We start from the raw sequence: 23,071 nt of genomic DNA, 5'->3' as shown, positions 1-23,071 counted from the left end.
GCCTGAGTGTGATGCGATCGATCAGTCGATCGTGATGCGCCGCTGCCTGATCACCCCCGCCCACCGTGCGCTCTCCTTCTGGATAGCCGCCGCCAGTTGCTGCGGCGTGCCGCCCGCCGCCTCCATCCCCAGCGTCGCCAGCTTTTCCTTCAGCGTCGCGTCGGCCAGCACCGCGTCGACATGCTGGCTGAGTTTGCGCACGATCTCCGGCGACGTACCCGCCGGCGCCATCAACGCGTACCAGGACACCGCCTCGAACTTCGGGAAGCCCTGCTCGGCGATCGTCGGCACATCGGGCAGCACCGTCGAGCGTTTGGCGCCGGCCACGCCCAAGGCGCGCAGCTTGCCTGCCTTGATATAGGGCAGCGCCGCCGACATCTGGGCGAACATCATCGTCACCTGGCCGCCGACCACATCGGTCATCGCCGGGCTCACGCCCTTGTACGGCACGTGGTTGAGCTTGACGTTGGCATCGAGCTGGAGCAGCTCGCCGGCCAGGTGCGCCTGGCTGCCGGCACCGGGAGAGGCGAAGCTCAGTTCGCCCGGCTTCTGCGCGGCGAGCTTGAGCAGATCCGCCAGCGATTTGGCCGGCGTAGCGGCGTTGACCACCAGCACGTTTTCGGCGGTGGCCAGCATTGCCACCGGCGCCAGGTCAGCCTGCTTGTAAGGCAGGTTCGGCATCAGGGTGGGATTCACCGCGATATTGCCCACCGGCACCAGCGCGATGGTATAGCCGTCAGGCGCTGCCTTGGCCACCATGTCAACACCGATGGTGCCGGCTGCGCCCGCCTTGTTCTCGACCAGCACGCTTTGACCGGTGGCCTTGGCAATGCCTTCGCCGACGGAGCGGGCCAGCACGTCCGCCGGGCCACCGGCGGCGAACGGCACCACGATGCGCACCGGCCTGGCGGGATACGCCGGCGGCTGGGCATGCGCCGCCGACGCGCCCAGCCATGACGCGCAGGCTGCAGCGCAAGCTAACAGGCAATGCATGGCCAGGCGCCGGATATCAGGATTCACAAAGGGATTCACAGCGGCATTCACAGCGGATTTCATAACGGTTTCCCCAATTTGGCAGATCAGGTTTTGGCTCCTCCACCGCGCTGGCAGCCTGGTTATGTTCGATGGCCGTGCGCGGTCCGACGCATTGCTTACCCCATGGCCCGCTCTCCGGCGGCCGGGTCCGTCAGCGCAAAGCCGGCCAGGTCCGCTTCACGTGCCATCTCCGGCAAGCAGGCATAGTCGGCGGGCCGCACCGCGGCGAAGCGCGCCAGACCCAACGAGGCCAGCAGCGCGGTGCCCGCGGCATCCTCATGCATCTCCAGCAATGCCGCACGCACGCGCGCGCACTGCTGCGGATCGGCGCCCGCCGATGCAACCAGCACCGGAATCGGAGCAGGGGGCGTCAGCGCCAGCGTCTTCAGTTGCGCGGCAAGCCCGGGGTCATAGCGGCGCAGCAGGTCCATCACATAGCTGTCGATGACTCCCAGGTCGGCATCGCCGGCAAGCACGGCATCGATGACCTCGCGCGGCGTTGGCGTGGCCATCGCAGCGGGCCGGTACAGCGACGGCGTACCCGCCGGCGCCAGCCGCATCAGATAATGGCGCGGCGCGTTATAGCCCGAGTTTGACTCAGGCAACATGCATGCCAGCCACCCGCCGAAGGTCTGCGCCAGCGACTGCACCGGCGCATCGGCGCGCACGATGAACTCCGTGAAATAGACCGGCCTTCCGTCGTAGCGCGGATGGGACGGCACCGGCGCCGCCAGCAACTGCGGCGTTACCGGCGCGCTCGCGTACGGATAGCCGCACATGAACACGCAGCCGCAGTCCGGCCGCGCCCACAGCGCGCTGACCGGCGCAGGCGCGGGATGCTCGGCATACGGCAACGCCACGCCCGCACGCTCGGACACGCGCGCCAGCAATGCGCGCCATGATTCTTCGGCCTGTGGCGTCACCGCGTACATGCGGGCATTGGCAATCATGCGTACACCAGCTTCTGGCCCAGGCCGCGCTCACGGGCCTTCTCCAGGAGGGCGTGTCCCAGCGCGATGTCGCTCAGCGACAGGCCGCGGTGCCAGAACAGGTTGGTCTCGTCGTCGCTCTGGCGGCCCGGCTTGCGGCCAGCGGCGATCTCGCCCAGTTCGCCGTAGAGTGTCTGCTCCGACAGCTTGCCCGCTTCGACATGCGCGCGCAGCGAGCCGAACATGCCGCCCTTGCACTGGCCCCAGTCGTCCACCACCATCCGAGTCATGATGTCGGTCAGCGACAGTTCGACCGCGCTCATGGTGCCGTAGGGCACGACGAAGGCGCCGGGCTTGATCCATTCGGTCTTGAGCATCGGCGTCGGACGTTCCAGGCGCGACGCCTCGACCACGATATCGGCGCCGCGCACGCACGATTCCCAGTCCTCGGTCACCACGATCTTCTTGCCGAGATCGCGCTCCAGCCGCGCGGCAAAGGCATTGCGGCTTTCCGGGCGGCGCGAATGCACGCGGATCTCGTCGAAGTCATAGAGGCTGTCGAGCAGACGCACGTTCCAGTACGAGGTGCCGCGCGCGCCGATATGGCCCAGCACCTTGCTGTCGCGGCGTGCCAGGTACTTGGCGCCGAGCGCGGTCAGCGCGCCGGTGCGGGCGTCGGTGATGAAAGTGGCGTCGATCACCGCGACGGGCATGCCGGTGCGCGGATCGAACAGGTTCAGCATGGCCATTTCCGAAGGCAGGCCGAGCTTGTAGTTGTCGACGAAATCACCGACGACCTTGACGCCGGCCAGCCCCAGCGGGGCCACGTAACCGCGCAGCACGTTGAAATGGCCGTTGAAGGCGGGGTCCGGTATCAGGTGCACGCGCGGCTCGATCACGGTCTGGCCGTTGCCCTGCGCAACCAGTGCCTGCTCCACCGCAGCGATGATTTCGGCATCGGTCATTTCCAGCCGCGCAATGTCCCGGCCGTTGAGGTAGGTGAGAAGAATATCAGCCATATTGGTCCCCGCTCTCCAGATCAGTGTGTTGTGTTTCGATGGAGTCCAGTTTAGGTATGGCGCTATTGACTGTCATATGCTTATATGTCCGCCTGCCTTAACATCAGGTTAATGCCATGAAAATGAACCTGCGCCAGATCGAAGTCTTCCGCGCAGTAATGCTGACCGGTTCGATCAGCGGCGCATCGAAGCTGCTCTATGTGTCACAACCAGCGATCAGCCGGCTGATGTCGCATACCGAACAGCGCCTCGGCCTCGAGTTGTTTCGCCGCACCAAGGGGCGGCTCTATCCCACGCCGGAGGCGCGGCGGCTGCTGGGTGAGGTGAATGCGGTCTATGAAGGGATCGAGCGCGTCAACGAGATCGCCGAGGATCTTGCCGCCAACCGCACCGGCAGCCTGCGCATCACATGCAGCCCAAACCTGGGGCAGACGGTGCTGCCGCGCGCGATCGCCAGCTTCCGCGCCGCGCATCCGGCGGTGCGCGTGGTGGTGCGCACGCAGATTCCCGGCAACATGCTGCGCGCGCTGCTGTCGGGACAGGTAGACCTGGCGGTGTCGAACATGCCGCTGACGCACCCCAACCTTGAGGCGCGCCTGCTGGTGAAGAACGAGATCGTGGCGCTGGTGCCGGTCGGACATCGGCTCGCCACGCGCAAATGGGTGCGTCCGGCCGACCTGATCGGCGAAGACCTGATCGGCTATGGGCCCGATGTGCCGTTCGCGCTGCTGGTGCACGAAATGTTCGGCAACGATGGCGACCAGCCCGACATGCGGGTGCAGGTGGAGCAGGCCCATGTGGCGCGCGCGCTGGCGCAGGCCGGCGCCGGCATCGCGCTGGTCGATGCCATGACGGTATTCGGCGCGAACTGGCCCAATATCGTTGCCGTGCCGATCCGCACCAAGGTCAATGCCTCGGTGCAGATTTTCCATGTGCAGACGGAGCCGCTGTCGCGGCTGTCGCTGGAATTCGTCGGGACGCTGACGGGGATGATGAAGCGTTGAGCCGCATTAGCGACTGCGGTAGCGGCCGCGGCGAAGCGTTAAGTCCTCAGGCCGTCGCCGCCTTGTCCAGCCACCGCGCCAGCTGGTCCGTCACCGCGCTGCTCGAGAACGAGCAGCTGTCCTGCGCAAACACCGCGGACATCTCCAGCCTGCGCAGCAGTTCTTCCATCGCTTGCCCATAGACAGGCGGCAGCGTCAGCCCGCTGCCGGCATCGCGCCAGGCACGCACGAGGTCCTGTGCGGGCATCGACCCGGTGACGTGCCGGTCCAGTGTGGCGCGCATGCGCGCCAGCGTTTCCGTGTTGGCTGCGCTCATGAACGCGCCCTCCTTTCCTTGTAGAGTTCGCGGAACGTGCGGCCCGACGGGGCCGGCATGTCGCGGGTTTCGGTCCAGCCCTTGCCTGCCAGCGGCAGGCTGGTGATGAGCCGGTTGCCGCCGCCCATGCGGCCCAGCAGCCAGGCTCCGATGCGCGTGGCAAAGGCATACAGGTCGGGCCGCTTCGCCACGTAGCCCCAGGCCTTCAGCGCAAACCGCTCCTGCCACGGCCGCAGACCGCGTTCCATCTGCTTCTCGCGCAGCTTGCGCAGCAGATCCGACAGCGGGATCGAAGCCGGGCAGACCCGATTGCACTCGCCGCACATGGTCGCCGCCTGCGGCAGGTCCACCGCATTGGCAAGGCCAACGTAGCTGGGCGTCAGCACGCTGCCCATCGGCCCCGGATAGACCCAGCCATAGGCATGGCCGCCGATCTTCTGGTAGACCGGGCAATGGTTCATGCAGGCGCCGCAGCGGATGCAGCGCAGCATCTCCTGGAAGTCGCCGCCGATCAGGCCCGAACGGCCGCCGTCGACGAGCACAAAGTACATATGCTCGGGACCGTCGCGCTCGCCTTCGGCGCGCGGGCCGGTCAGCAGCGAGAAATAGTTGGAGATCGCCTGGCCTGTGGCCGAACGCGGCAGCAGGCGCATGACCGTGGCCAGGTCTTCCAGCGTCGGCAACACCTTCTCGATGCCGGTCACGGCCACGTGCACGCGCGGCATCACCGTGCACATGCCTTCGTTGCCTTCATTGGTGACCACCGCCACCGAGCCGGTCTCGGCGATGATGAAGTTGCCGCCGGTCACGCCCATGTCGGCCGACAGGAATTCCGGGCGCAGCACTTCGCGCGCCTCGCGGGTCATCTCCGGGATGTCGGTCAGCCGCGGCTTGTGGTGGACCCTGGCGAACAGGTCGGCGATCTCGTCCTTGTCCTTGTGCACCACGGGCGCAATGATGTGCGAAGGCGGCTCCGAGTCGTTGATCTGCAGGATGTACTCGCCGAGATCGGTCTCGATGCTCTGCACGCCCATCTCGCCCAGCACCTGGTTCAGGCGCATTTCCTCGGTCACCATCGACTTGCTCTTGATGACCTTCTTCACGCCGTGCTTCTGCGCGATCTCGGCGACCAGGCGCGCGGCGTCGGCGGTGGTCTCGGCGAACAGCACCGTGGCGCCGCGCCTGGTGGCGTTCTGCTCGAACTCCGCCAGCCAGACGTCGAGGTTTTCGAGCGCGCGGTTGCGGCGCTCCTTCAGCGCCTCGCGCGTGGCGTCGAAGTCAATATCGCGGATGGCATCGGCGCGCGCCGTGACGAACTTGGTCGAGAGCTTCTTCAGGTTCTGCTGCAGGCGCTGGTCGGCCAGCTTCTGGCCGGCGCGCGCCTTGAATTCCATGCTGTGGACTTGCATCGTGGCGTCTCTCGTTGTCAGGCGTCGCCGGCCAGCACCTGGGCGATATGCAGCACGCGGGTCTGGCTGTCGCCGGTGCGGCGCAGCCGGCCTTCGATATTGAGGATGCAGCCCAGATCGCCCAGCACCACCGCATCGGCGCCGCTGGCCTTGATGTTGGCGCACTTCTCGTCGACGATGGCGGTCGAGATATTGCCGTACTTGACCGAGAACGTGCCGCCGAAGCCGCAGCAGGCCTCGCAGTCCTTCATTTCGGTCAGTTGCACGCCGGGCAGGCGCGACAGCAGCTCGCGCGGCTGCTGCTTGACGCCCAGTTCGCGCAGGCCGGAACAGGAATCGTGATAGGTGATATGGCCGGCAAAGCCGGATGGCAGCGTCTCGACACGCGCCACATTGACCAGGAAATCGGTCAGCTCGTACACCCGTTCGCGCAGGCGCTCATAGCGGCCGTTCAGTTCCGGATCATCGCGCAGCAGGTCACCGTAGTGCTGGCGGATCATGCCGCCGCAGCTTCCCGACGGGACCACGATGTAGTCGAACATTTCGAATTCGCGCAGGAATTTCTCCGCCAGATCCCGCGACACGGCGCGCTCGCCCGAGTTGTACGCCGGCTGGCCGCAACAGGTCTGCGCCTCGGGCACCAGGACCTCGTAGCCGGCGGCTTCCAGCAGCTTCAGCACCGAAAACCCGATCTCCGGACGCATCAGGTCCACCAGGCAGGTGGCGAACAGACCGACTCGCATTTGTTGGCTTCTCCAGACCCCAAAACCCCGCAATTATGCGCGCCTTGGGCCGCGCGTGGCGCACAAACGGTTCATCACCTGGATGAATGCGGGCCAAGACACATCACTTTCCCGGCGACATCACGGCGCGATTCTTACCGTAATGTCATTTCACCTATTGAAATTTTCACGATGCGAGATAGAATCAGGCAGACACTTAAAAATGCCGCAAAGCAACATTTTCCTTCTTTCCGCTATGTCCGAAGCAGACAAGTCACCCGGCAAGACGTCCATCCAGGTCATCGAGCGCATGATGACGCTGCTGGACGCCCTCGCCCAGCACGCCGACCCGGTCAGCCTCAAGGAGCTGTCGCTGGCCACTGGCCTGCACCCCTCCACCGCGCACCGCATCCTTAACGACATGGTGGCCTGCCGCTTCGTCGATCGTTCCGATCCGGGCAGCTACCGCCTTGGCATGCGCCTGCTGGAACTGGGCAACCTGGTCAAGGCGCGCCTGTCGGTGCGCGATGCGGCGCTGGCCCCGATGCGCGCGCTGCACCGTGTGACCGGACAGACGGTCAACCTGTCGGTACGCCAGGGTGACGAGATCGTGTATATCGAGCGCGCCTACAGCGAGCGCTCCGGCATGCAGGTGGTGCGCGCCATCGGCGGCCGTGCGCCGCTGCACCTGACCTCGGTCGGCAAGCTGTTCCTGGCCGCCGACGAGTCGGCGCGCGTGCGCAACTATGCCACCCGCACCGGGCTGGCCGGGCATACCCGGACTTCGATCACCGACCTGACCAAGCTGGAGCGGGAGCTGAACTGGGTCCGCACCAACGGCTACGCCCGCGACAATGAAGAACTGGAACTGGGCGTGCGCTGCATTGCCGCCGGCATCTACGACGACTCGCGCCGGCTGGTGGCGGGCCTGTCGCTGTCGGCCCCGGCTGACCGGCTGCAGGACAGCTGGCTGCAAAACCTGAAGGAAACTGCGCTGCAGATCTCGCGCGGCATGGGTTACGTGTCGGAAGCCGCCGCCTGAGCGCCGGCTTCGTTTCCCAGCGCCACGACGCGCGGGCCGCCAGCAATGGCGCCCCGCGCGTTTTTGCATCCAGCCTCGGGCAAATTGCTTACTAAGGTTTACCCTTAGTTTTCAGATAACCAGCAAACATTATAATCGACAGCCATGCGAACCCGTGCCGTCACCCTCACCGAACTGGTCACCCGCCAGTTGCGCGCCGACATCGAAAGCGGTGCGTACCCGGTCGGCACACGGCTGCCGACTGGCAAGCAGCTCTCGGAGCAATACGGCGTCAGCGCCGCGGTGATCCGCGAAGTCACGGAACACCTGCGCTCGCAGGGCTTCGTCGAAACGCGCCAGGGGGTTGGCTGCACGGTGCGCTCGCGCACCGGCGCGGCGGGGTTCCAGCTGCCGCGCGAGCCGGATATCGACGCCGCCAGCCTCGCCGACCTGTACGACCTTCGCATCGACCTGGAAGGCGCCGCGGCCGCGCTGGCAGCCGTGCGTCGCACCGACGACGACGTTGCCGGGCTGGCGGCGCTGCTGGAGCGGCTGCACGCCCACCTCTACGACGGGCAGCCGGCAGCCGACATCGACGCGGCCTTCCATATCGGCATCGCCGCGGCGACGCATAACCCTTACTACCGCCAGTTGCTGCAGTACCTGAATCTGCAGCTGCACCAGGCGGTCGCCAGCGCGCGCGCCAACACGCTGCGCCAGCCCGGGCTGGCCGAAGGCGTGCAAGGCGAGCATGAAGCCATCGTCGACGCGATCCGCCGCGGCGACGCCGAAGCGGCCCGCACCGCCGCCGTCACCCACCTGCAGAATGCGGCGTGGCGTCTTGGCCTGACGCTGCGCACGCGCGCCGCCAGCCCTTCCCTCGCACAGCCCTGAGACCACGGAACACCATGCAAACCTCTCAATTCGCCCAACGCCTTACCGAAGCGCTCGGCCCCGACACTGTCCTGACCAACCCCGACGACATCGCACCTTGGCTGTCCGACTGGCGCGGCATCTATCGCGGACAGGCGCAGGCCGTGGTGCGTCCGCGCAGCGTGGAACAGGTTTCGCGCACGCTGGCGCTGTGCCAGCAGGCGGCGGTGCCAGTGGTGCCGCGCGGCGGCAATACCGGCCTGTGCGGAGGCGCCACGCCCGACGGTCACGCCGGCAACGTGGTGCTGAGCCTGGACCGCATGAATGCGGTGCGCTCGCTCGACACCATCGCCAACACCATGGTGGCCGAAGCCGGCTGCATCCTCGGCAACCTGCGCCGCGCCGCGCAGGAGGCCAACCGGCTGCTGCCCCTGTCCCTCGCGGCCGAGGATTCGTGCCAGATCGGCGGCAACCTGGCCACCAATGCCGGCGGCGTCAACGTGGTGCGCTATGGCATGACCCGCGAGCTGGTGCTGGGCGTCGAAGCTGTGCTGCCCAACGGCGAGGTGTTCAACGGCTTGCGCACGCTGCGCAAGGACAACACCGGCTACGACCTGAAGCAGCTGCTGATCGGCTCGGAAGGCACGCTGGGCGTGATCACGGCGGCGGCCCTGCGCCTGTTCCCACGCACCGATACCCGCAGCGTGGTGCTGGCGGCAGTAGCCTCGGCAGCGCAATCGCTGGAGCTGTATGAACTGCTGTTCGAGCAGTGCGGCGCGCGCCTGCAGGCGTTCGAGTTCTTTACCGGCGAGTGCCTGGATCTGGTGCTGACGCACGCGGAAGGCGTGCAGGAGCCGTTCGCGCAGCGCTACCCCGCCTATGTGCTGGTCGAACTGGCCGACACCACGGATGAGGACGCACTCAACGCGCTGCTGGAGCGCGTGATCGGCTCGGCGCTGGAGCGCGAACTCTGCCTCGACGCGGCGGTCTCGGCATCGCTGGCACAGCTGCAGGCGCTGTGGAAACTGCGCGAGGAAATCTCCGAGGCGCAGCGCGCCGATGGCCCGCACCTGAAGCACGACGTGTCGCTGCCGATCGAACAGATCCCGTCGTTCCTGACGTCAATGGAAAGCCGCCTGCGCGCCCTCGACCCGGCGATCCGGCTCTTTGTCTTTGGCCACTTCGGCGATGGCAACCTGCACTACAACCTGTCGCGCCCGGCCGGCGCCCCCAAGGACTGGGCCGCGACCCAGGGCGATGCCGTGACTGACGCAGTGCTGGATGAAGTGATGCGCTACGGCGGCAGCATCAGCGCCGAGCACGGCATCGGCCAGCTCAAGCGCCATGCCTTCCTGGCGGTCAAGGATCCGCTGGAGCTGCGGCTGATGCGGGAGATCAAGGCGGTATTCGATCCGGCCGGGATCATGAACCCCGGCAAGCTGCTCTGAGCGCCATTGCGCCGGCATAAAAAAACGCGCCGGGATTCGGCGCGTTTTCGTTGCAGGTCAGCGATCAGATACCACGCCCCTGCTGCGAAGCCAGGATCGCGTGCGCGCCGCCCGGACGCTGCGTCAAGTTAGGGGAAGAGGGAAAGCCCTGCGGGTGCGACGGCGAATGCTCCAGCCAGTCCTTGACCCGGTTGGCATCGGCGAAGCGCGACAGCTTGCCCGCCGAATCCAGGAACACCATCACCACGTTGCGGCCCTGCACGCGCGCCTGCATCACCAGGCACTGGCCGGCCTCGGAGATAAAGCCGGTCTTCTGCAGGCCGATGTCCCAGTTGCCGCCGCGCACCAGGCGGTTGGTGCTGACGTAGTGCTGCGTGCGGCCCAGCACGTTGACCTCATGCTCGGTCTGCGTCGAGAACTCGCGGATGGTCGGGTTGCGGTACGCGGCGTTGACCATGCGCACCAGGTCCATCGCGCTCGACACATTGCTGCTCGACAGGCCGCTCGAGTCGACAAAGTGGCTGTCGTTCATGCCCAGCTCGCGCGCCTTGCGGTTCATTGCCTGCACGAAAGACGGCAGCCCGCCCGGATAGTGGCGGCCCAGCGCCGAGGCGGCACGGTTCTCGGACGACATCAGCGCCAGCAGCAGCAGTTCCTGGCGGGTCAGCTGCGTACCGAAGCGCAGGCGCGAGCTGCTGTGCTTTTCGGTGTCGCGGTCTTCCTCGGTGATGGTCAGCACTTCGTCCATCGGCAGGCGCGCATCCATCACCACCAGCGCGGTCATCAGCTTGGTGATCGAGGCGATCGGCAGTACCGCGGAGGCATTCTTCTGGAACAGCACCTCGTTGGAGCCCTGGTCCATCACCAGCGCCACACTGGAGCGCAGTGCGAGCGCATCTTCGGTGTCGCGCAGACCCATTGCCTCGCCCAGCGACGGCTTGGCAGGCGTGAACACGGCGCGCACCGGCGCCGCGTGGTGAGCGGCCACGACCTGGCGCTTGCCGTTTCTCAGCACGATCACCTTGCGGCCGGAACCGGCCTCGCTCTTGGCAACCTTGCCGCTGCGCGACTTCGCACTGACAGCCTTGGAAGCGGACTTCTTGGTGACTTTAGCGTTTGTTGCCTGCTTTTTAGACGCTTTTTGCGTGCTTGCAGTTTTGCTGGCAGCTTCAGCGACGGGGGCTGCAACCATCGACACCGACACCAACACCGCGGCGGCAACGGCGGACAAGGGCGTGGAGCCGAAGAATCTGGAAAAAAGGGAATCAGACCGAAACATGATTCGTTCAGCGCATCAGGAATGGCGCTAGTGTAGGAAATTAAGAAATTGTTAGCAAGATTAAAGACTTACAGACGCTCCTTAAAGTTCGATTTGCAAACATTTCCACATGGTGGAAAAAGTTGACCACAGGTCACGTTCACAAACGAACTACATTCGCTCCGCCTTGCTCACCCCAGTAACAATCGTGGCCAATACGGCAACTCGCTCTCTATATCGGCAGCAATCGTTACACATTGATACAAACCTCTCTATGAGAGGAAACGCGCAAACCCGCTCACCGGCTCCCTTTCGGTGGCCAGGCGGTTTTCCGGCGCGTCCGGATCGGCAAACCCCAGCGACATGCCGCACACCACCATTTCCTCCGGCGGCAGCAGCAAGTGGCTGGCAATGACCTTGTGGAATTGCGTGAACGCCGCCTGCGGGCAGGTATCCAGCCCGCGCGCCCGCGCGGCAACCATGATGCTTTGCAGGAACATGCCGTAATCGAGCCAGCTGCCCTGCTCCATGATCCGGTCGATGGTGAAAATCATTCCCACCGGCGCATCGAAGAAACGGAAGTTGCGCGCGTGCTGCTCGTGCATGCGCGCCTTGTCCTCGCGGCTGATCTCAAGCAGGCCGTACAGGTCCCAGCCTACCTTGCGCCGCCGCGCCAGGTAGGGGTTGGCCCATTCGCGGGGGTAGTACGGGTACTCCTCCAGGTACTTGATGTCGCGCTCGGGGTCGTCGTAAGCGGCAAGCACATCGGCGCACAGCTTCGCCTTCGCTTCGCCGGACAGGACATAGACCCGCCACGGCTGCGTATTGGTGCCGGAGGGGGCGCGGCTGGCGACGGCCAGGATGTCTTCCACGGTCTCTCGCGGGACGGGCGTATCGAGAAAGGCCCGCACCGAGCGCCGCGTCAGGATCGCACGATCCACGCACGCCACGGCGTCCTGCGAACCCGGTTGCATCTCGAGGGACATCTTGTTCGCCTCCATTGCCCCGCCCTTACCCTTGCGCGCCCGCGACCGCCAGCGGCAGCAGCGCCTCGCGCAGCGGCGCCGGCAGCGGTACCGGCCGGCGCGTGGCGCGATCGACATAGACGTGAATGAAATGCCCCTGCGCGGCGGCAACCTCGTTGTCGCCGCTGAACAGGCCGACCTCATAGCGCACGCTCGACGTGCCGAGCCTGGCGACGCGCAAGCCTGCGACCACGGTCTCCGGGAAGCTGAGCGACGAGAAGTAGTTGCACTGCGTCTCGATCACCAGCCCGATGGTCTTGCCCGACTCGAGATCGAGCGCTCCCTGCCGGATCAGGTAGGTATTCACCACGGTGTCAAAATAACTGTAGTAGACAACGTTGTTAACGTGGCCATAGACATCGTTATCCATCCAACGTGTCGTGATCGGCTGGAAGTACGGATAGGCACTGCGCGGATCGGCTTGTGGCTTCATGGGGCGAGGAAGGAACCGGGCGAGATCGGAAAAGGGAAACGGAGTGCGCTGGTGCAACCGGTGACGCGTTCGCACCTGCGACACGAACGCACCAGCGCTACCTGCGGATGACCAGTGCCACCCCTAACGCAGCAAGCACCATGCCGGCGGCGGCGAGCGGCGGGAAGCGTTCGCCGAAGAGCAGCCAGGCCATCACGGCAGTGGTCGGTGGTGTCAGGTACATGAGACTCGACACCTTGGTTGCCGCGCCCTGGCGGATCAGCAGGAACAGCAGTGAGATGGCGCCGATCGACAACGCCACCACCGACCACGCCAGCGCGCCGATCATGGCGCCGGTCCACTGCACGTCGCGAGTCTCGAACAGGAACATGAACGGCAGGCAGGCCAGCGCGGCGGCACCGAACTGGATCACGGATCCCATGCGCAGGTCGAACACCGGGCAGAAGTGCTTCTGGTAGACGGTGCCGACGGTAATGCTGAGCAGAGCGCCGACCGCCAGCGCCAGGCTTGCCGGCGTCAGCGCGCTGGTGCCGAGTTTGTTGGCCACCACCAGCGCCACGCCGGCGATACCCAGCAGCAGGCCCAGCCACTGGCGCCCGCTGATGCGCTCGCCCAGCCGCGCGGCGATGAGGGCGGTCAGGATGGGCTGCATGCCCGCGATCAGCGCCGACACGCCCGCAGGCATGCCAAGCTTGATCGCCGCCCACACGCCGCCGAGGTAGCCGGCCTGCAGCAGCAAGCCGGCCACGGCAAGATGGCCGACCATGCGCCAGTCGGTATGCGTCGTGCGCCCCGCGCGCGGCAACGGCACGCCTGCCAGCAGCACGAACGGCACCATCAGCACCAGCACGCCGACAAAGCGCAGGAACAGGAATGTCATCGGTTCCGCATACGGCATGCCGTACTTGGCGACGATGAAGCCGGTGCTCCAGATCAGCACGAACAACCACGGCATCGCCGCCACCCATGCGGTCTGGCGGGGGCCGGTACCAGCCGCGCGGCCAGGTTCCGCCGCGGCGCTCATGACACCGCTGCCAGCGCGCCGTGGCGGGCATGGTATTGCGCGGCCAGGCGCACGGTCTGCACGTGGACCGCGACCGTGTCTTCGATCTGGTTGCCGTAGCCACCGGCCATCGCCACCGCCACCGGCAGCCCGCGCGCCATGGCGGCGTCAAATACCAGTTGGTCGCGCCGCGCCAGGCCAGCAAAAGTCAGCTTGAGCCGCCCGAGCCGGTCGCCTTCGTGCGGATCGGCGCCGGCCAGGTAGATCAGCAGGTCGGGCGCGAAACGGCTGAACAGCGTATCCAGCGCTGCCTGCAGCGCATTGGCATAGCTGTCGTCGTCACAGCCGTCCGGCAGGCCGACGTCGAGGTCGCTGGCTTCCTTGCGGAACGGGTAGTTCTTCTCGCCATGCAGCGACAGCGTGAACACGGACGGATCGCCTTGCAGGATCGATGCGGTGCCATTGCCCTGGTGCACGTCGAGATCGATCACCGCCACGCGGCGCACGTCGCCGTCGCGCTGCAGCACCCGCGCCGCAATGGCGGCGTCGTTGAACACGCAGAAGCCGCCACCCTTGTCGGCATACGCGTGATGCGTGCCGCCGGCGAGATTCACGGCAACGCCTTCGCGCAAGGCCGCCCGGCACGCCTCGATGGTGGCGCCGGCGGAGCGCCGCGAGCGCTCGACCATGGCTTCGGACCACGGGAAGCCGATTTCGCGCTGGCGGGCAGCATCCAGCGTGCCCGCGGATGCTGCCTGGACGTATTCCGGCGTATGCGCCAACAGCAGCGCATCGTCGCCGGCGCGCGGCGCCTCGGCCAGGCGCAGACCAGGAATCCGGGTTGAGACCGTGTCGCGCAGCATGCTGTACTTGCGCATCGGGAAACGGTGTCCCGGCGGCAGCGGCAACACGAAATGGTCGGCGTAGAAGGCGAGCATGGATCGGCCTGTGCGGTTCTGTTCGCGTCTTGTCGGTTTTCGCAGGCGGCGGCCAGCCGTGCAGCGAGGGCAAGCCGCGATGGTAGCATTGCTCACCGTACCTCGCCGCCCTGCCAAAATGGCTGCTGCGGCACAAAACCAGCGCGTCGCCACAATCTTTTTGTGCGACGCACAAAATGCGCTTGACATTCAACACGGCTTCCCTAGAATTGGAATTGTTGCGGCGCATCAAAGCACCGGGCGCGGCACACAACCACCCACATACGCCTGGGCTAGCCGAAACGGGACACACCGTCACGGCCTTGACATCTAGGCGGCTTATTTTTGCTTGACCTTGAAGTTCACCACTGGAGACCAGCAATGATCCTGACCCCGGAACAAGTCGCAGCAGCGCAAAAGGCAAACCTGGAAACGCTGTTCGGCCTGACTACCAAGGCATTTGAAGGCGTCGAAAAGCTTGTCGAACTGAACCTGCAGGTCGTGAAGACCACCTTCGCCGAAAACGTGGAAAACGCCAAGAAGGCGCTGTCGGCCAAGGACGCACAAGAACTGCTGGCCCTGCAGGCCGCAGCCGTCCAGCCGGTCGCCGAGAAGACCCTGGCATACACCCGTCACCTGTATGAAATCGCTTCGGAAACCCAGAGCGAGTTCACCAAGGTGGCCGAAGCCCAACTGGCCGAAGGCTCGAAGAACGTGCAGGCGCTGGTCGAGAACTTCGCCAAGAACGCCCCGGCCGGTTCGGAATCGACCGTGGCCATCGTGAAGTCGGCGATCTCGGCTGCCAACAACGCCTACGAGTCGGTGCAGAAGGCGACCAAGCAAGCCGTGGAAATCGCTGAAACCAACTTCCAGGCCGCTGCTTCCGCCGCCACCAAGGCTGCCCAGCAAGCCAGCGCCACGGCCCGTACGGCCACGGCAAAGAAGGCTACGGTTGCCTGATAGCTGTTTGCCTTGACGATGGACCGGCTCCGGCCGGTCCGTTGGCAAAGCGCATCGATGCGGCATCTTGCCGGTGCGTTTTGCCAACGATGATGGTGGTGTCCCGAGCGAGGATAGCGGCACTGCCTAGTCTGCCGATGTCTCCTCGGTACCGCGGTCTCCTTGTCCAAAGGTATCGTTAAAGCCTGGCCTGCAGAGGCCAGGCTTTTTTTTTGCCCGTTTTCCCGCTTGTACAGCGCCCGCCCCTGCTGGCTCCCTGTATGGTTGGGTTTAGCTGTCGGCGGTTAATTGCATTATTTGCCGAAAAAGAACCCGCCCGGAGGCGGGTTCTGCGCTTGTGGGACGCTCAGCGCTTGCGCGGCGGCGGCACGTCGGTACACGTGCCTTCGTAGATCTCCGCCGCCATGCCGATCGATTCGCCCAGCGTCGGGTGCGGGTGGATGGTCTTGCCGATATCCACCGCATCCGCGCCCATCTCGATCGCCAGGCATACTTCGCTGATCAGATCGCCGGCATGCATACCGACGATACCGCCGCCGATCACGCGATGCGTTTCCTCGTCGAAGATCAGCTTGGTAAAGCCCTCGTCGCGGCCGTTGGCAATGGCGCGGCCCGAAGCGGCCCACGGGAACACACCCTTGCTGTACTTGATGCCCTGCGCCTTGCACTCGTCTTCGGTCAGGCCGGCCCATGCCACTTCCGGATCGGTAAAGGCCACCGACGGGATCTGCTTGGCATCGAAGAAAGCCTTCTCGCCATGCGCGGCTTCCGCGGCAACGTGGGCTTCATGCACTGCCTTGTGTGCCAGCATCGGCTGGCCGACGACGTCGCCGATCGCGAAGATATGCGGCACGTTGGTGCGCATCTGCTTGTCGACGTTGATAAAGCCGCGGTCGGTCACGGCCACGCCAGCCTTCTCGGCGCTGATGCGCTTGCCGTTGGGCGCGCGGCCCACCGACACCAGCACCAGGTCGTAGCGCTGCGCCTCGGCCGGGGCCTGCTCGCCCTCGAACTTGACGTAGATGCCGTCCGGCCTGGCTTCCACCCCGACAGTCTTCGTATTCAGCATGACCTTGCCGAAACGGTCCTTGTTCTTCTTTTCCCAGACCTTGACCAGGTCGCGGTCGGCGCCACCCATCAGGCCCGGCAGCATTTCGACGACATCGATCTCGGCACCCAGCGTGCTGTAGACCGTGGCCATTTCCAGGCCGATGATGCCGCCGCCGATGACCAGCATCTTGTTGGGCACTTCCGGCAGCTCGAGCGCGCCGGTCGAGTCGACGATGCGCGGGTCTTCCGGGATGAAGGGCAACTTCACCGCCTGGCTGCCGGCGGCGATGATGGCCTTCTCGAAGCGGATCACGGTTTTCTTGCCGGTGCTCCGCTTGCCCTCGCCCTCGGTCAGCTCGACTTCCATGTGGTGCGGATCGAGGAAATTGCCGATGCCGCGCACCACCTGCACCTTGCGCGCCTTGGCCATGCCGGCCAGGCCGCCGGTCAGCTTGCCGACCACCTGGTTCTTGTAGTGGCGCAGGCCGTCGAGGTCGATCTTGGCTTCACCGAACAGGATGCCGTGCGCTGCCAGCGCCTTGGCTTCGTCGATCACGGCGGCGTTGTGCAGCAGCGCCTTGGACGGGATGCAGCCCACGTTCAGGCAGACACCGCCGAGCGTGCTGTAGCGCTCGACCAGCACGGTGTTCATGCCCAGGTCAGCGGCACGGAAAGCGGCCGAATAGCCGCCGGGGCCGGCGCCCAGCACCAGCATTTCGCACTGGATATCGGCACCGCCGCTATGCGTTGCGGCGGCCGGCGCAGCAGCCGGTGCCGCGGCAGCCGGCGCGGGAGCCGCGGCCGGAGCCGGAGCTTGCGCGGGTGCCGGTGCGGCGGCGGCCTGGGCCTCGACGGTGCAGATCACCGCGCCCTGGCCGACCTTGTCGCCCACCTTGACCTTGATCTCCACTACCTTGCCGGCAACCGACGACGGCACATCCATGCTCGCCTTGTCGGACTCCAGCACGATCAGGGACTGTTCCGTCTCGACCGTATCGCCAGCCTTGACCAGTACCTCGATCACTTCCACCGCGTCGAAATCGCCGATATCCGGCACCTTGACTTCGATCACACTCATATTTGCTCCTCAATACGCGCCCGCCTCTCGGCTTCAGGGCGCGCCGTCGTTGTTGGTTGCCGCATCCGCCGCCGGCGCTGCGCCATTGTCGGCTTCGTGCAGCCGCACCGTGTGGACCTCTATCGGCCCCGATGAGCTCTTGTCGAACTCGACGCCCGCATCGACGCCGATCCGCGCGATCTCGCCGGCATCCAGGTCCGGCCGGTCATATACCGCGTGCATTGCGCCCAGCGCGTAGTTGCGGCCCGAGCCGATGCCCCAGAAGCGGTCGAACGAAAACACCTCGCGATACGAGTAGACGCCGAAGATGCCCGCCGGATTGGCGATCAGGCATACGATCTGCGACGACTCGTAGGGATCGTCCTCGTCTTCCTTGGTGTTGACGAAGTAGTCCGTCTTCAGCTTCTCGTGCACCTTCAGGAAGGTGCGGAACACGTCGTCGCGCGAGCCCAGCCGGCACTCCTCGCCCAGGCCCGCCAGCAGCGTGCGCATGACCGGGAAGTGCGCGGTCGTCCCGGCCAGCGCGATAAAGCCGTCGCCGACCGGAAAGACCTTCTGGTTGCGCTCATACGCGCGCGACAGCCGCGTATCGCCGAAGGTGACCAGCGCGTCCGCCGCGATCGCCACCTCGGCGCCCTTCTTGACGACAACACAGGTAGTCATGGCTCGCCCCTATCGTCCGGCTTGGACGCACACCGGCAATGCCGGTGTGCGCTGCCGAGTTAGAGCAGGATACGGCGGAAGTCCGCCAGCAGTTGCGCGAAGTACGTGTTGAAGCGTGCGGCCTCGGCGCCGTCGATGACGCGGTGGTCCCACGACAGCGACAGCGGCAGCGTCAGGCGCGGCGCAAACTGCTTGCCGTCCCACACCGGCTTCTGGAACGACTTGCACACGCCCATGATGGCCACTTCCGGCGCGTTGATGATCGGCGTGAAGTACGTGCCGCCCAGGCCGCCCAGCGACGAAATCGAGAAGCAGCCGCCCTGCATCTGGTCCGGCTTGAGCTTGCCGTCGCGCGCCAGCTTGGCCAGCTCGCTCATTTCCTGGCTGATCTCCAGCACGCCCTTCTTGTCGGCGTCCTTGATCACCGGCACGACCAGGCCGTTCGGGGTGTCGGCGGCGAAACCGATGTTGAAGTACTTCTTCAGCACCAGGTTGTCACCGTCGAGCGACGCATTGAAGTTCGGGAACTTCTTCAGCGCCGCGACCGTGGCCTTGATCATGAAGGCCAGCATGGTCACCTTGATGCCGGACTTCTCGTTTTCCTTGTTCAGCTGCACACGGAAGGCTTCCAGCTCGGTGATGTCCGCTTCGTCATGGTTGGTGACGTGCGGGATCATGACCCAGTTGCGGTGCAGGTTCGCGCCGGAAATCTTCTTGATGCGCGACAAGGCCTTGTTTTCCACCTCGCCGAAGCGGGTGAAATCGACCTTCGGCCACGGCAGCAGGCCAAGCTCGCCACCGCCGCCGCCAGCCGCGGCAGCCTGGGCCGGCGCGGCGGCCTGGCCGGTCATCACGCCCTTGACGTAGTTCTGCACGTCCTGCTGGGTGATGCGGCCCTTGGGGCCGGTGCCGGCCACGCGCGACACGTCGACGCCCAGCTCGCGTGCGAACTTGCGCACCGACGGGCTGGCGTGGGCGGCCTTGCCGCTTACGCCAGCGACGGCCGGGGCGGCGGCCGCTGCTGCCGGAGCCGGAGCCGCCGCAGCCGCGGGCGCGGATGCCGGGGCGGGCGCGCTGGCAGCGGCCGGTGCCGGGGCCGCCGCGGCAGCCGGTGCCGGCGCAGCAGCAGCGCCGGCGGCGCCTTCCAGGAGCAGCAGCAGCGTGCCTTCGGACACGTTGTCGCCAACCTTGACCTTGACTTCCTTGACCACGCCGCCCTGCGGGGAGGGCACGTCCATGGTGGCCTTATCGGATTCCAGCGTCACCAGCGCGTCTTCGGCGTTGATGGTGTCGCCCGGCTTGACGTGGACTTCGATGACCGGCACGGCGTCGTAATCGCCGATATCGGGCACTTTGACTTCGATTGTGCCGCCACCGCCCGCCGCAGGAGCGGCAGGGGCTGCTGCGGGCGCAACTGCCGGAGCGGGAGCAGGAGCCGCGGCGGCCGGAGCCGGCGCCGCGGCCGCCGCGGGCGGTGCCGCAGAGGCCTCGTTGGCTGCTTCCAGCATGACCAGCACCGAGCCTTCGGACACGTTGTCACCTACCTTGATGCGGACGTCCTTGACCACGCCGGCCTGCGGCGAGGGCACGTCCATGGTGGCCTTGTCCGATTCCAGCGTCACCAGCGCGTCTTCCGCGTTGATGCTGTCGCCGGGTTTCACATGCACTTCGATGACGGGGACGGCGTCATAGTCGCCGATATCCGGCACCTTGATTTCAATTGCTTGACTCATTCAGTGTCTCCTGGGCAGGCCGGCGCGCACGACATCCGCAAGCGGCGAGATTACCTTCGCCGCCCGCTTCTGTCACGCCGCCATGCCGCAAGGCGCCAGCCGGCGTTGCCGGGGCGCCCGCGGCACGGCGTCGCCGTACTGCGGGGGTGGGTGCAGGCTGCCGGATCAGACCGACATCGGGTTGGGCTTGCTCGGGTCGAGGTTGTACTTCTTGATGGCCTCGGCCACCTTGTCGCGGCTGATGGCGCCCTCGTCGGCCAGCGCCTTGAGCGCGGCCAGCGTGACCCAGTGGCGGTCCACTTCAAAGAAGTGGCGCAGCTTCTCGCGGGTATCCGAGCGGCCGAAGCCGTCGGTGCCCAGCACCACGTAGCGACGCGGCACGAACGGGCGGATCTGCTCGGCGAAGGCGCGCACGTAGTCGGTCGATGCGATCACCGGGCCGCGGGCCGATTTCAGCTTCTGCGTGACAAAGGCTTCGCGCTGGGCTTCGGCGGGGTGCAGCAGGTTGAAGCGCTCGGTGGCCTGGCCTTCGCGGGCCAGCTCGGTGAAGCTCGGGCAGCTCCACAGGTCGGACTCGACGCCCCAGTCCTTCTTCAGCAGTTCGGCGGCAGCAACCACCTCGCGGAAGATCGTGCCCGAGCCCAGCAGCTGCACGCGCGGCGCATTGCTGTTCTCGACGCCCTTGCGGAACTGGTACATGCCCTTGACGATGTCCTGCTCTACGCCAGCCGGCATTTCCGGATGTTCGTAGTTCTCGTTCATCACCGTCAGGTAGTAGTAGACGTCTTCCTGCTCGGCGTACATGCGGCGCAGGCCGTCCTGCATGATCACCGCCAGTTCGTACTGGTAGGTCGGGTCGTACGAGATACAGTTCGGGATCGCCGCGTGGAACACGTGCGAGTGGCCGTCTTCGTGCTGCAGGCCTTCGCCGTTCAGCGTGGTGCGGCCGGCGGTGCCGCCCAGCAGGAAGCCGCGCGAGCGCATGTCGGCAGCGGCCCAGCACAGGTCGCCGATACGCTGGATGCCGAACATCGAGTAGTAGATGTAGAACGGGATCATCTGCACGCCGTGCGTCGAGTACGACGTGGCGGCGGCGATCCAGTCGCACATGGCGCCGGCTTCGTTGATGCCTTCCTGCAGCACCTGGCCAGTCTGCGACTCCTTGTAGAACATCAGCTGGTCATGGTCTTCCGGCACGTACTTCTGGCCTTCCTGGTTCCAGATGCCGACCTGGCGGAACAGGCCTTCCATGCCGAAGGTGCGCGACTCGTCCGGCACGATGGGCACCACGTGCTTGCCGATCTGCTTGTCCTTGAGCAGCGTGTTCAGGATCCGCACGAAGGCCATGGTGGTGGACACTTCGCGGCCTTCGCCGGTAGCCTTCAGCAGCGCGTCGAACGCGGACAGCTGCGGGATCTGCAGCGCTTCGGCCTTCTGGCGGCGGGCCGGCAGGTAGCCGCCCAGGTTCATGCGCGCCTGGCGCATGTATTCCAGTTCCTTCGAGCCTTCCGGGAAGGTGATGTACGGCACCTCCTCGAGCTTGTCGTCTGGCACCGGGAGGTTGAACTGGTCGCGGAACTTGCGGATCGCGTCCACCGGCATCTTCTTCTGCTGGTGGGCCACGTTCATGGCCTGGCCGGCGTCGCCCATGCCATAGCCCTTGATGGTCTTGGCCAGGATCAGCGTGGGCTGGCCCTTGTGCTCGCTGGCGGCCTTGTAGGCGGCGTAGATCTTGTGCGGGTCGTGGCCGCCGCGATTCAGGCGCCAGATGTCCTCGTCGGACCAGTCGGCGACCATCGCCTTCAGCTCAGGCGTATTGAAGAAGTGCTCGCGGACGTAGGCGCCGTCCTTGGCCTTCATGGTCTGGTACTCGCCGTCCACGCATTCCATCATGCGCTTCATCAGCAGGCCCTTGGTGTCGCGTGCCAGCAGGGAATCCCACTTGCTGCCCCACACCACCTTGATCACGTTCCAGCCGGCGCCGCGGAACTCGGACTCCAGTTCCTGGATGATCTTGCCGTTGCCGCGCACCGGGCCGTCCAGGCGCTGCAGGTTGCAATTGATGACGAAGACCAGGTTATCGAGCTTCTCGCGGCCGGCCATGCCGATCGCGCCCAGCGATTCCGGCTCGTCGGTCTCGCCGTCGCCCAGGAAGGCCCAGACCTTGCGGTCGCCGGCCTTGGCCAGGCCGCGGCTGTCCAGGTACTTCATGAAGCGGGCCTGGTAGATGGCCATGATCGGACCCAGGCCCATCGACACGGTCGGGAACTGCCAGAAATCCGGCATCAGCCAGGGGTGCGGGTACGACGAGATGCCCTTGCCGTCCACTTCCTGGCGGAAGTTGTCGAGCTGGTCCTGGCTCAGGCGGCCCAGCAGGAAGGCGCGCGAGTACACGCCCGGTGCCGAGTGGCCCTGCACGAAGACCAGGTCGCCGCCGCTCTGTTCCGAGGGGGCGCGCCAGAAATGGTTGTAGCCGACGTCATACAGCGTGGCCGCCGAGGCAAACGAGGAGATATGGCCGCCGACGTTGGTGTGCTTGTTGGCGCGCAGAACCATCGCCATGGCGTTCCAGCGGGTGTACGAGCGGATGCGGTGCTCGACGTCCTGGTCGCCCGGGATGCGGGCCTGCTGCTCCACCGGGATGGTGTTGATGTACTGCGTCTCGGCATGGAACGGCTGGGTCACGCCGTTCACGCGTGCGTACTCGATCTGCTTGTCGATCAGGAACGCGGCGCGCGCCGGGCCTTCGGCGGCCAGGACGCCCTGCAGGGCATCCAGCCATTCATGGGTTTCCTGGGGATCGGCGTCGTTGGCGCTGGATGCGCCGAGAATCTGCTCTGGTACGGCGGACATGACTGTCTCCTGGGTGAATTCGTGCTTCCGTGCCGGCGCTTCCGGCACCGGCCCTGGGGGCTCTACGGGTTGACTCGCACCGTTGCGGGGTCGGCGCTGCCGCGCCTTGCATCGGGGCCGCCGCCGGGGAACCTGTTCCGGCTCCTCCGCGCGGCAGGCGCATGGCTACCGCCCGCATTCTTGGGTCGAACCGATTCTATGGAAGCCCATTGGGCAACACAAGTGAAATTTTCAAATTGCGATATCGTTTTTTACTATGTGAAATAATGTCGCAATGCACCAAAACCCATGCCATGGCCCGTCCGGCGCCAGACGCAAGGGC

At 65.8% G+C, this 23,071-nt stretch carries 20 protein-coding genes; 5 read left to right on the top strand and 15 right to left on the bottom strand.

All coding sequences use genetic code 11. From position 1 onward, the window contains the following. Positions 1–21 precede the first annotated feature (21 nt). The 3 genes from J8I82_RS11250 to J8I82_RS11240 all read right to left on the bottom strand — a co-directional run bounded on the left by J8I82_RS11250 (position 22) and on the right by J8I82_RS11240 (position 2,983). Positions 22–1,056 carry a Bug family tripartite tricarboxylate transporter substrate binding protein gene (locus tag J8I82_RS11250; RefSeq protein WP_209757277.1) on the bottom strand — a complete coding sequence of 345 codons (1,035 nt, stop codon included), beginning with the start codon at positions 1,054–1,056 and terminating at the stop codon, positions 22–24. Between the two features lie 95 nt (positions 1,057–1,151). Continuing rightward, on the bottom strand, positions 1,152–1,985 hold the full coding sequence (locus J8I82_RS11245) for a phosphate/phosphite/phosphonate ABC transporter substrate-binding protein (protein WP_209757275.1): 834 nt from the start codon (positions 1,983–1,985) through the stop codon (positions 1,152–1,154). Next, on the bottom strand, positions 1,982–2,983 hold the full coding sequence (locus J8I82_RS11240; RefSeq protein WP_209757273.1) for an ornithine cyclodeaminase family protein: 1,002 nt from the start codon (positions 2,981–2,983) through the stop codon (positions 1,982–1,984). Before J8I82_RS11240 ends, J8I82_RS11245 begins: the two co-directional genes overlap by 4 nt. A 116-nt stretch (positions 2,984–3,099) precedes the next feature. On the opposite strand from J8I82_RS11240, the gene J8I82_RS11235 reads away from it, so the two are divergent. After that, on the top strand, positions 3,100–3,987 hold the full coding sequence (locus J8I82_RS11235; protein WP_209757271.1) for a LysR family transcriptional regulator: 888 nt from the start codon (positions 3,100–3,102) through the stop codon (positions 3,985–3,987). Positions 3,988–4,033: 46 nt separating this feature from the next. Here J8I82_RS11235 and J8I82_RS11230 read toward each other — a convergent pair whose 3' ends face one another. From J8I82_RS11230 to J8I82_RS11220, 3 genes are read right to left on the bottom strand one after another with little or no spacing between them, the layout of a single operon-like run. After that, complete coding sequence (locus J8I82_RS11230) at positions 4,034–4,303, bottom strand: hypothetical protein (protein WP_209757269.1); 270 nt, start codon at positions 4,301–4,303, stop codon at positions 4,034–4,036. Beyond that, complete coding sequence (locus J8I82_RS11225) at positions 4,300–5,712, bottom strand: LutB/LldF family L-lactate oxidation iron-sulfur protein (RefSeq protein ID WP_209757267.1); 1,413 nt, start codon at positions 5,710–5,712, stop codon at positions 4,300–4,302. The genes J8I82_RS11230 and J8I82_RS11225 overlap by 4 nt, the downstream gene beginning before the upstream one ends. Positions 5,713–5,729: 17 nt before the next feature. Continuing rightward, positions 5,730–6,455: a (Fe-S)-binding protein gene (locus J8I82_RS11220; RefSeq protein WP_209757265.1), complete on the bottom strand. Its 726-nt coding sequence runs from the start codon at positions 6,453–6,455 to the stop codon at positions 5,730–5,732. 235 nt (positions 6,456–6,690) lie between these two features. On the opposite strand from J8I82_RS11220, the gene J8I82_RS11215 reads away from it, so the two are divergent. The 3 genes from J8I82_RS11215 (at position 6,691) to J8I82_RS11205 (ending at position 9,776) form a co-directional block, all read left to right on the top strand. Next, positions 6,691–7,476, top strand: a complete 786-nt coding sequence (locus tag J8I82_RS11215; protein ID WP_029047693.1) for an IclR family transcriptional regulator — start codon at positions 6,691–6,693, stop codon at positions 7,474–7,476. 144 nt (positions 7,477–7,620) lie between these two features. Further along, a complete protein-coding gene (locus J8I82_RS11210; RefSeq protein WP_209757263.1) occupies positions 7,621–8,349 on the top strand; it encodes a FadR/GntR family transcriptional regulator in 729 nt (242 codons plus the stop codon). Between the two features lie 14 nt (positions 8,350–8,363). Further along, a complete protein-coding gene (locus J8I82_RS11205) occupies positions 8,364–9,776 on the top strand; it encodes an FAD-binding oxidoreductase (protein WP_209757261.1) in 1,413 nt (470 codons plus the stop codon). A 64-nt stretch (positions 9,777–9,840) separates the two neighbouring features. Here the strand turns inward: J8I82_RS11205 and pbpG are convergent, their stop codons facing one another. The 5 genes from pbpG to J8I82_RS11180 all read right to left on the bottom strand — a co-directional run bounded on the left by pbpG (position 9,841) and on the right by J8I82_RS11180 (position 14,433). Beyond that, positions 9,841–11,055: a D-alanyl-D-alanine endopeptidase gene (pbpG, locus tag J8I82_RS11200; protein WP_209757253.1), complete on the bottom strand. Its 1,215-nt coding sequence runs from the start codon at positions 11,053–11,055 to the stop codon at positions 9,841–9,843. Positions 11,056–11,306: 251 nt separating this feature from the next. Continuing rightward, a complete protein-coding gene (locus tag J8I82_RS11195) occupies positions 11,307–12,020 on the bottom strand; it encodes a nitroreductase (protein WP_209757251.1) in 714 nt (237 codons plus the stop codon). A gap of 25 nt (positions 12,021–12,045) precedes the next feature. Further along, on the bottom strand, positions 12,046–12,492 hold the full coding sequence (locus J8I82_RS11190) for an acyl-CoA thioesterase (RefSeq protein ID WP_133096802.1): 447 nt from the start codon (positions 12,490–12,492) through the stop codon (positions 12,046–12,048). A gap of 97 nt (positions 12,493–12,589) precedes the next feature. Next, positions 12,590–13,516 (bottom strand): DMT family transporter, encoded by a 927-nt coding sequence (locus tag J8I82_RS11185; protein WP_209757249.1) that lies wholly within the window; start codon positions 13,514–13,516, stop codon positions 12,590–12,592. Next, a complete protein-coding gene (locus J8I82_RS11180; protein ID WP_209757247.1) occupies positions 13,513–14,433 on the bottom strand; it encodes a histone deacetylase family protein in 921 nt (306 codons plus the stop codon). The genes J8I82_RS11185 and J8I82_RS11180 overlap by 4 nt, the downstream gene beginning before the upstream one ends. 360 nt (positions 14,434–14,793) lie before the next feature. Between J8I82_RS11180 and phaP1 the strand changes: the two genes are divergently transcribed. Then, entirely contained in the window at positions 14,794–15,372 is a 579-nt protein-coding gene (gene phaP1, locus J8I82_RS11175; protein WP_133096799.1) for a TIGR01841 family phasin PhaP1, read from the top strand. Between the two features lie 346 nt (positions 15,373–15,718). Here phaP1 and lpdA read toward each other — a convergent pair whose 3' ends face one another. The 4 genes from lpdA to aceE form a co-directional block, all read right to left on the bottom strand. Beyond that, positions 15,719–17,500: a dihydrolipoyl dehydrogenase gene (gene lpdA / locus J8I82_RS11170; RefSeq protein WP_209757245.1), complete on the bottom strand. Its 1,782-nt coding sequence runs from the start codon at positions 17,498–17,500 to the stop codon at positions 15,719–15,721. A 33-nt stretch (positions 17,501–17,533) separates the two neighbouring features. Continuing rightward, entirely contained in the window at positions 17,534–18,163 is a 630-nt protein-coding gene (locus J8I82_RS11165) for an Ntn hydrolase family protein (protein ID WP_209757243.1), read from the bottom strand. A gap of 59 nt (positions 18,164–18,222) precedes the next feature. Next, positions 18,223–19,896: a dihydrolipoyllysine-residue acetyltransferase gene (gene aceF, locus J8I82_RS11160; RefSeq protein ID WP_209757241.1), complete on the bottom strand. Its 1,674-nt coding sequence runs from the start codon at positions 19,894–19,896 to the stop codon at positions 18,223–18,225. Positions 19,897–20,061: 165 nt separating this feature from the next. Next, positions 20,062–22,749: a pyruvate dehydrogenase (acetyl-transferring), homodimeric type gene (gene aceE / locus J8I82_RS11155; RefSeq protein WP_209757240.1), complete on the bottom strand. Its 2,688-nt coding sequence runs from the start codon at positions 22,747–22,749 to the stop codon at positions 20,062–20,064. Between the last annotated feature and the right edge of the window lie 322 nt (positions 22,750–23,071).

The sequence above is a fragment of the Cupriavidus consociatus genome (assembly GCF_017814975.1).
GTDB lineage: Bacteria > Pseudomonadota > Gammaproteobacteria > Burkholderiales > Burkholderiaceae > Cupriavidus > Cupriavidus consociatus.
The sequence above is the reverse complement of the archived record's forward strand: the minus strand, read 5'-3'. Positions and strand labels throughout refer to the sequence as shown.

Coding starts and splice junctions, on each gene's coding strand:
- J8I82_RS11205 (WP_209757261.1), top strand. CDS start 8,364: ATGCAAACCTCTCAATTCGCCCAACGCCTTACCGAAGCGCTCGGCCCC.
- J8I82_RS11250 (WP_209757277.1), bottom strand. CDS start 1,056: ATGAAATCCGCTGTGAATGCCGCTGTGAATCCCTTTGTGAATCCTGAT.
- J8I82_RS11190 (WP_133096802.1), bottom strand. CDS start 12,492: ATGAAGCCACAAGCCGATCCGCGCAGTGCCTATCCGTACTTCCAGCCG.
- lpdA (WP_209757245.1), bottom strand. CDS start 17,500: ATGAGTGTGATCGAAGTCAAGGTGCCGGATATCGGCGATTTCGACGCG.
- J8I82_RS11240 (WP_209757273.1), bottom strand. CDS start 2,983: ATGGCTGATATTCTTCTCACCTACCTCAACGGCCGGGACATTGCGCGG.
- J8I82_RS11195 (WP_209757251.1), bottom strand. CDS start 12,020: ATGTCCCTCGAGATGCAACCGGGTTCGCAGGACGCCGTGGCGTGCGTG.
- J8I82_RS11215 (WP_029047693.1), top strand. CDS start 6,691: ATGTCCGAAGCAGACAAGTCACCCGGCAAGACGTCCATCCAGGTCATC.
- J8I82_RS11185 (WP_209757249.1), bottom strand. CDS start 13,516: ATGAGCGCCGCGGCGGAACCTGGCCGCGCGGCTGGTACCGGCCCCCGC.
- J8I82_RS11180 (WP_209757247.1), bottom strand. CDS start 14,433: ATGCTCGCCTTCTACGCCGACCATTTCGTGTTGCCGCTGCCGCCGGGA.
- J8I82_RS11165 (WP_209757243.1), bottom strand. CDS start 18,163: ATGACTACCTGTGTTGTCGTCAAGAAGGGCGCCGAGGTGGCGATCGCG.
- pbpG (WP_209757253.1), bottom strand. CDS start 11,055: ATGTTTCGGTCTGATTCCCTTTTTTCCAGATTCTTCGGCTCCACGCCC.
- J8I82_RS11225 (WP_209757267.1), bottom strand. CDS start 5,712: ATGCAAGTCCACAGCATGGAATTCAAGGCGCGCGCCGGCCAGAAGCTG.
- aceF (WP_209757241.1), bottom strand. CDS start 19,896: ATGAGTCAAGCAATTGAAATCAAGGTGCCGGATATCGGCGACTATGAC.
- J8I82_RS11220 (WP_209757265.1), bottom strand. CDS start 6,455: ATGCGAGTCGGTCTGTTCGCCACCTGCCTGGTGGACCTGATGCGTCCG.
- J8I82_RS11230 (WP_209757269.1), bottom strand. CDS start 4,303: ATGAGCGCAGCCAACACGGAAACGCTGGCGCGCATGCGCGCCACACTG.
- phaP1 (WP_133096799.1), top strand. CDS start 14,794: ATGATCCTGACCCCGGAACAAGTCGCAGCAGCGCAAAAGGCAAACCTG.
- J8I82_RS11245 (WP_209757275.1), bottom strand. CDS start 1,985: ATGATTGCCAATGCCCGCATGTACGCGGTGACGCCACAGGCCGAAGAA.
- aceE (WP_209757240.1), bottom strand. CDS start 22,749: ATGTCCGCCGTACCAGAGCAGATTCTCGGCGCATCCAGCGCCAACGAC.
- J8I82_RS11210 (WP_209757263.1), top strand. CDS start 7,621: ATGCGAACCCGTGCCGTCACCCTCACCGAACTGGTCACCCGCCAGTTG.
- J8I82_RS11235 (WP_209757271.1), top strand. CDS start 3,100: ATGAAAATGAACCTGCGCCAGATCGAAGTCTTCCGCGCAGTAATGCTG.